This window comes from Methanoregula sp. (genome assembly GCF_023227875.1).
In the GTDB taxonomy this organism is placed as follows: domain Archaea; phylum Halobacteriota; class Methanomicrobia; order Methanomicrobiales; family Methanospirillaceae; genus Methanoregula.
This window is the reverse complement of sequence record NZ_JALOCH010000007.1, coordinates 161,855-168,499: the sequence shown is the minus strand read 5'-3', so window position 1 is coordinate 168,499 and position 6,645 is coordinate 161,855. Positions and strand designations below refer to the sequence as shown.

Genomic DNA, 6,645 nt, shown 5'->3' with positions numbered 1-6,645 from the left:
ATCGAAGGAGTGGTGCCGTGCACGTCTCCGGAGGAGGCGGTGAAGCAGGCATCCGAAGCGGCGGGGACCCGTACCGCCGCCCGGAGCGGCCGGTGACGGACGGCCACGTGCATCCTTAATTGTCTGTCGCGTCCAAGGGTAGTACAATGAGGATAGCGCTGGTCAATTCCCGGCAGGACAAGGCGGGGCAGAATATCCGGCACCATATCAGGCACCTCCTTGACAGCGGGGACAAGCCCCCGTTGCAGGCAAACGGCCACACGTATATTTTTCATGAAGTCCCTGAACGGCTGATCCATGCCGAAGGTGTCGATGAACACCTTGACTGCGACCTCGTCATCTTCCTGTCCCGGCATTCCAGCGTGAACCCGGTCCCCGTCCTCACCGTCCACGTCACCGGTAATTACCGGGAGGCTGAACTTGGCGGAACTCCCCGCACGCTTGCCCCTGCTGCACCCGCGATGATGCAGGCCACCCTCCGGGCCCTTGCCCGGCACTGCCCCGAAGGCTACCGGGTCTCGTACGAGGTGACCCATCACGGCCCCACCGATCTCGTCCACCCCTCGTTCTTTGTCGAGATCGGGAGCACCGAGAAGGAGTGGACCGATCCCATTGCCGGCCGGGCGGTGGCGGAGAGTGTCCTGTCCGCGGTACCGCAGGAGCCGGTCTCCCTGATCGGTTTTGGCGGCACCCATTACGCGGCCCGGGAAACGGAGATCGCCCTCTCCTCACGGGGGGCGTTCGGCCACATCGCCCACACCCGGGAGATTGCTACGCTCGACGAAACAATGGTCCGCTCGATGATGGATGCGAGCGGGGCCGTTGCCGCCTATATCGACCGGAAAGCACTTAACCGGGACGATCTCAACCGGTTGTCAGGGATGCTGGACGCACTGCAGGTACCGCGGCTATCAGAAAGTGAGATCACGGCACTCGGCCACCTTTCATGGGATACGTACTGTGCAATCCGGAAGATGGCCGGGGCAGTCTCGCCCGGTTCCCGGTGCTATATCCACGCACTGACCGGTTCCGGTACACCAGTTCTCGTACGGGCAAATCCGGTTTTACTGGCCGAAACTGCCAAAACAGACGAGCCGGGCCTGCTAAAAATGCTGGACAATTTGCCCGTGGTTCACGTATCCACGCGTGATAATCGGCTGCTTCCCGAATTTATAACCTATTTGGACCACTCTTCTGAAATAATAAATGATTTAAATACATTGTGCGTAAAAATCATACGTAGTAAAGAGATCACTGCATCGGAGAGAGATTACCTGATCATCACGAAGGTCCGGTTCGACCCGCAAAAAGCGCGCGAACTGGGGGTCCTGCCCGGGCCTTCCTACAAGGAGCTGGCAGGGGGCCGGCCGGTAGATCACGGTGGCAGGACAATCACGCCAGAGATGGTGTCCTCCCGCAGTGAAGTCAGGATCCACATCCCGGGGTTGGAGAAGTATACATGAGGTCAATTGTTGAAGAGGCACTCACCAAGGCAAGGGACGAAAATGTGTCCCCCATGCAGAATAACGAAGACCTTGACCAGATTCTTGCGGAGCTCAAGACCGAAATTGCAGTGATTGGTTGCGGAGGCGGTGGGTCGAACACGATCTCCCGCATGATGGAGGAGGGGATCCACGGCGCAAAACTCATCGCCATCAACACGGATGCCCAGCACCTGATCCGCACCCGTGCGGACCAGCGGATCCTCGTCGGCCGGCAGCGGACCCGCGGTCTCGGCGCCGGATCCATCCCGCAGATCGGGGAGGAAGCGGCCCTCGAGAACGAACAGGAGCTCCGTGCTGTTGTCTCCGGCTGCGACATGGTCTTCATCACGGTCGGGCTCGGCGGCGGTACCGGTACCGGTGTCGCGCCGGTCGTGGCAAAGGCTGCCCGGGAAGAAGGGGCCTTGACCATCGCGATCGTCACCCTGCCGTTCGCTGCAGAAGGATCGATCCGCATGGAGAACGCAGAGGCCGGCCTCGAACGCCTCCGGGACGTGGCAGACACGGTCATTGTTGTGCCCAATGACAAGCTCCTCGAGATCGTCCCGAAACTCCCCCTCTATGCTGCGTTCAAGGTTGCCGATGAAGTCCTGATGCGGGCTGTCAAGGGCATCACGGAACTGATCACGATGCCGGGTCTCGTCAACCTCGACTTTGCCGATGTGCGCACCGTCATGGAACGCGGCGGCGTTGCCATGATAGGGATGGGCGAGAGTGACAGCGAGGACAAGGCGGCCGACTCGGTCAAGAAGGCAATCCGCTCCCCGCTCCTGGATGTGGATATCAGCGGCGCAACCGCCGCGCTCGTCAACGTGGTCGGCGGCCCTGACATGACCATGGAAGAGGCAGAAGGCGTTGTGCAGGAAGTCTACAGCCGCGTGGACCCGAGCGCCCGGATCATCTGGGGCGCCCAGATCGATCCGGCGATGGAAGACAAGATGCGCTGCCTGCTTGTAGTCACTGGCGTACGGTCGCCACAAATATATGGTCGTAGTGAGAAGATTACCCCCAAAGTACAGAAACAGTTTGAGATCGATTTTCTCAAGTGATTAAATATGGAAATTTCAAAGCCTGAAACCAAAACAAGCATTATCCACGAGGAATTATTCCGTAAATACCTCCGGGTCCTCAAGCTCGCGCGCACCCCCACCCGGGAAGAGTTCATCAAGATCGCAACAGTCGCAGCAGCCGGTGTGCTGCTGGTCGGCTTAATCGGGTTCCTCATCTTCATTCCCTTCGAACACAAACTGATGCTTGGATTCTAATCGCGATGATGATGACACAGCCAACCCCCCAGGCCCCTGTAACGCCATCGGCACCGGAAGCGCCCGCTGCTCCTGAAGTCTTCGTGAACCGGATCTTCGCGATCAAGACGACCTCCAAGCAGGAGCGGACGGTAGCGGACAATATCCTCAAGGCAATCGATACCAGGGCGACCGATGTCAAGGTGACCTCCATCATCGTCCCGAATGAACTGCAGGGCTACGTGCTCGTCGAGACTCCCGAGCAGCGCAACCGCATCGAGCAGCTGGTCGAGCTGATCGCCCATGCCCGTGTTGTAACGAAGGGCGAGACGAGCCTCGCCGAGGTCGGCCATTTCCTGATCCCGAAGCCGGTCGTCTCCGGTATCGAGGAAGGTACGATTGTCGAACTGATCGCCGGGCCCTTCAAGGGCGAGAAGGCGGTCGTCAAGCGTGTCGATTCGGCAAAGGAAGAGATCACGGTCGAACTGTACGAGAGTGTCGTCCCGATCCCGATCACCGTCCGCGGCGACAATGTCCGCGTGGTCGAAAAGTTCTCCGACCAGAAATAATACCTTTTTTCACCCCCTTACAGGCCGTCATGCAGGTCCATGGACTGCCGGTTACGGCAGGACTCGTATCCGGTTTTCCCAAATCTTCATGAAACCAGCGACCATAAGTACTGAGAATATGATGAGCGAAACTCACGACAAGGCCTCGCTCGACAAACTGAAAGCCAACACGGCCCGGCTCTCGGTTATTTCAAACACCGGCCTTGTCCTGATGAAATTTGTTATCGGGTTTGCCAGCGGCTCGGTCAGTATCATATCAGAAGCGATCCATTCATCGATGGACCTGATCGCCGCCGTCATCGCATTCTTCTCGGTCCGGAAATCCGCTGAACCGCCCGATGCCGGCCATTCGTTCGGGCACGGGAAGTTCGAGGACATCTCTGGCCTGATCGAAGCCCTGCTCATCTTCGTTGCGGCAATCCTGATCATCATAGAGGCAATCACAAAGCTGCTGGGGGGAGAGTCCGAGCCCCTCCCCCCGGACCTGCTCATCCTCGGTATTGCTGTCATGGGCGTATCGGCCCTCATGAACCTGTACGTCTCGAACCGGCTCATGAAGGTGGCAAAAGAGTCGGAGTCCATTGCGCTCGAGAGCGATGCCTGGCACCTGCGGACGGATGTCTATACCTCCGCCGGCGTTATGCTCGGGCTCGTGCTGATCACGTTGACCGGGATCGCCATCATCGACTCGCTCGTTGCGCTGGGTGTTGCAGTGGTGATCATGAAGGCAGCATATGACCTCACGGTCCGCTCGCTTGCCGACCTGATCGACCACAGCCTCCCGGAGGAGGACAACCATCGCATCGAGGAGATCATCTGCGACCATTCCAGTATTTACGCGGGGTTCCATGACCTGAAGACCCGTCGGTCGGGCCCCGAGGTCTTCATTGAGTTCCACCTCGTGATGCCGGGCGAGATCACCGTGGTGCAGTCACACGACCTTGCTGATCATCTCGAAGCAGATCTCATGCTGGAGTACCCGCGGGCAAATATCACGATCCATATCGAGCCCTGCAGCGAGGGAAAGTGCAACCGCTGCGGGTCGTTCTGTACATTCGCGAAAAAGAAATGCGATAATACGGGTGCAGAACACGGATGGGCAAATTTCCGGTGAACCTGCTGGTGAGTGGCCGCAGGTACCCGGAGTGTTTACGGGCGTTTAGTGCCTGACGAATGATAGCCTTCTTTTGGCACAACCATCTCGAACCGGGCTCCCGTTCCCGGTTCACCGTTCTCGATGATCGTTATTCCGGTTATTGAGAGGATTTCCCGTGATATGGCTAACCCGAGACCGGTGTTCTTCCCGAACCCGCGTTCGAAGATCTTCTCTTTCTCCTCTTTTGGGATACCCACGCCGTCATCCTCACAGACAATGATCCGGTCCCCGTTACGTTCCTCTAAAGAAAACCGGATCGCGGTGATCTTCCCCCCGAACCTCACGGAGTTGTCCATCAGGTTGTACATGACTTTTGTGATGAGTGGATCGGCAAAGACTTCCGTGCCGGGGGGGATGTCGTTTCTCACCACGATCTGTCCGAGCGGGGCCTGTTTTGTTACTACCTCCACGAGCGTGTGTGCGTCATGCCACGCGGCAGCTTTGGCCCCGATCTTCTCATATTCTCTGGTAAACTCGATCATGGACGAGATACGCTGTGCCGTAGCGGAGGTCTTCCTGAAATAATCATTGAGTGCGGGATCGGATTGTCTCTTTTCGAGTATTGCGAGATATCCATTCAGCACTGTGATCTGGTTCTTGATGTCATGGCGGGTGATGCTGGAGAGCAGGTTGAGTTTCTTGTTCGCCTCCCGCAGGGCCACTTCCGCCCGCGTGCGGTCTGTCACGTCACGGAGGGAGATGAGGTCGGCGGGTTTTCCCTCGTACGTGATGATCTTGCCGATACTCTCCACGTCAATCTTTTTACCCAGGTTTGTGATCACGTGATAATGTGTAATGTAGGCATCGTGGCCCTGTGCGACCTGCATGAAGTCGTGCATGACCTCTTCGCGGGACTCGGGTGCAATGAACTCCATCATGTTCCGGCCGATCAGCTCCTGGCAGGAGTTGGTTTCCGTTGTTTTTGTCGCCGCATTGTTGGCAAACAGGATCGTTCCCTGCAAATCGAGGATGAGGATCGCTTCAAGGGCATACTCCACAAGAGACCGGAACTTCATCTCGCTCTCCTGCAGGGCCGCATCCATCTTTTTGCGGCGGGTTATATCCCGGAGAATCCCTGCAATTCCTGCCGGGGCACCATCAGCATTGTATATGCGGTTCGCACTCAGCGATACCGGCGTCTCGGTTCCATCCCGTTTCCGCAGCATCACTTCGTAATCCCCTACATGCCCGCACTTTGCAAGCTCATCGAGCAGGTCTCCCCTCTCATCCGGGTTGACGTAGATATTCGTTACCGGTTTCCCGATCACTTCTTCCTGGGTGTATCCGGTCAAGCGGTGCAGGGACGGGGAGAGGATCGTAACGAGCCCGTTTATATCCGTCTGGTAGTACAGGTCTTCAAACGATTCAAAAATACGGCGGTACCGTTCCTCGCTCTCCCTGAGTGCATCTTCTGTGTGTTTGTGGTCGGTGATATCGGTCATGAAGTTCAGGATGGCAGGGCGCTCATCCCACGTTATGGCGATTACGTTCAGTTCAACCCACCGGATTGTCTCATCCTTGCGGATGATCCGGAAGGTATAGTGGGCGGGGACTGTGGATCCGGCGATACGGTTCCTGAATTTGTCCAGCAGCAACCCTCCATCGGCCGGATGGACGAACCGGGTAAATGGCTGGTTGAGCAGTTCCTGTTCCGGGTACCCGGACAGTATGGCTGCCTGCGGATTGATCATCCGGAGCAATTCATCCTGTACGACAAAGATCGCTTCGCTGGCATATCCGATAAGGTGACGGTAATCATGTTCGCTCTTCTTGAGGGCCAGGTCCGCCTGTTTGCGCGAGATGGCATGGTGGATCTTGTGCGCCAGCTCAGCAAACTGGGGTTCCGGGTCGCCACCTTTCTGGAGATAAAAATCAGCACCGCTGTTGAGCGCCTCGATGACCACCTCTTCGCGTCCCCTGCCGGTGAAAACGATGAATGGCGTGGTGTTGCCGCTCGCACGAAGAGCTTTCAAAAACGTGATGCCATCCATCGTCGGCATCAGGTAATCCGAGACGATCGCGTCATACTGCACGGACTTCAGGAGTTCGAGTGCCCCGGTCGCCGAGGGAGATGTATCAACAGAAAAATTCCCTTCGCTCTCAAGGAAAAGTTTACCAATCTCCAGCAGAGCGGGTTCGTCATCGACATAAAGGATTTGTTTCATGGGAATTGT

6 protein-coding genes are annotated in these 6,645 nt (G+C 57.2%); 5 read left to right on the top strand and 1 reads right to left on the bottom strand.

The genetic code is table 11. From position 1 onward, the window contains the following. The first annotated feature begins 146 nt into the window (after nt 1–146). The 5 genes from M0R30_RS09470 to M0R30_RS09450 all read left to right on the top strand — a co-directional run bounded on the left by M0R30_RS09470 (nt 147) and on the right by M0R30_RS09450 (nt 4,429). Nucleotides 147–1,463 (top strand): D-aminoacyl-tRNA deacylase, encoded by a 1,317-nt coding sequence (locus tag M0R30_RS09470; protein WP_292546216.1) that lies wholly within the window; start codon nt 147–149, stop codon nt 1,461–1,463. Next, a complete protein-coding gene (gene ftsZ / locus M0R30_RS09465; RefSeq protein ID WP_292546214.1) occupies nt 1,460–2,551 on the top strand; it encodes a cell division protein FtsZ in 1,092 nt (363 codons plus the stop codon). The genes M0R30_RS09470 and ftsZ overlap by 4 nt, the downstream gene beginning before the upstream one ends. Before the next feature lie 6 nt (nt 2,552–2,557). After that, complete coding sequence (locus M0R30_RS09460) at nt 2,558–2,767, top strand: protein translocase SEC61 complex subunit gamma (protein WP_292546212.1); 210 nt, start codon at nt 2,558–2,560, stop codon at nt 2,765–2,767. 11 nt (nt 2,768–2,778) lie between these two features. Beyond that, nucleotides 2,779–3,315: a transcription elongation factor Spt5 gene (locus M0R30_RS09455; protein ID WP_292546210.1), complete on the top strand. Its 537-nt coding sequence runs from the start codon at nt 2,779–2,781 to the stop codon at nt 3,313–3,315. A 121-nt stretch (nt 3,316–3,436) separates the two neighbouring features. Beyond that, entirely contained in the window at nt 3,437–4,429 is a 993-nt protein-coding gene (locus M0R30_RS09450; RefSeq protein WP_292546229.1) for a cation diffusion facilitator family transporter, read from the top strand. Between the two features lie 35 nt (nt 4,430–4,464). Here M0R30_RS09450 and M0R30_RS09445 read toward each other — a convergent pair whose 3' ends face one another. Further along, nucleotides 4,465–6,636 carry a PAS domain S-box protein gene (locus M0R30_RS09445; RefSeq protein ID WP_292546208.1) on the bottom strand — a complete coding sequence of 724 codons (2,172 nt, stop codon included), beginning with the start codon at nt 6,634–6,636 and terminating at the stop codon, nt 4,465–4,467. Nucleotides 6,637–6,645: the final 9 nt, after the last annotated feature.

Excerpts from the sequence above, each read along its gene's own strand:
- M0R30_RS09470 (WP_292546216.1), top strand. The coding sequence starts at position 147 with ATGAGGATAGCGCTGGTCAATTCCCGGCAGGACAAGGCGGGGCAGAAT.
- ftsZ (WP_292546214.1), top strand. The coding sequence starts at position 1,460 with ATGAGGTCAATTGTTGAAGAGGCACTCACCAAGGCAAGGGACGAAAAT.
- M0R30_RS09460 (WP_292546212.1), top strand. The coding sequence starts at position 2,558 with ATGGAAATTTCAAAGCCTGAAACCAAAACAAGCATTATCCACGAGGAA.
- M0R30_RS09455 (WP_292546210.1), top strand. The coding sequence starts at position 2,779 with ATGACACAGCCAACCCCCCAGGCCCCTGTAACGCCATCGGCACCGGAA.
- M0R30_RS09450 (WP_292546229.1), top strand. The coding sequence starts at position 3,437 with ATGAGCGAAACTCACGACAAGGCCTCGCTCGACAAACTGAAAGCCAAC.
- M0R30_RS09445 (WP_292546208.1), bottom strand. The coding sequence starts at position 6,636 with ATGAAACAAATCCTTTATGTCGATGACGAACCCGCTCTGCTGGAGATT.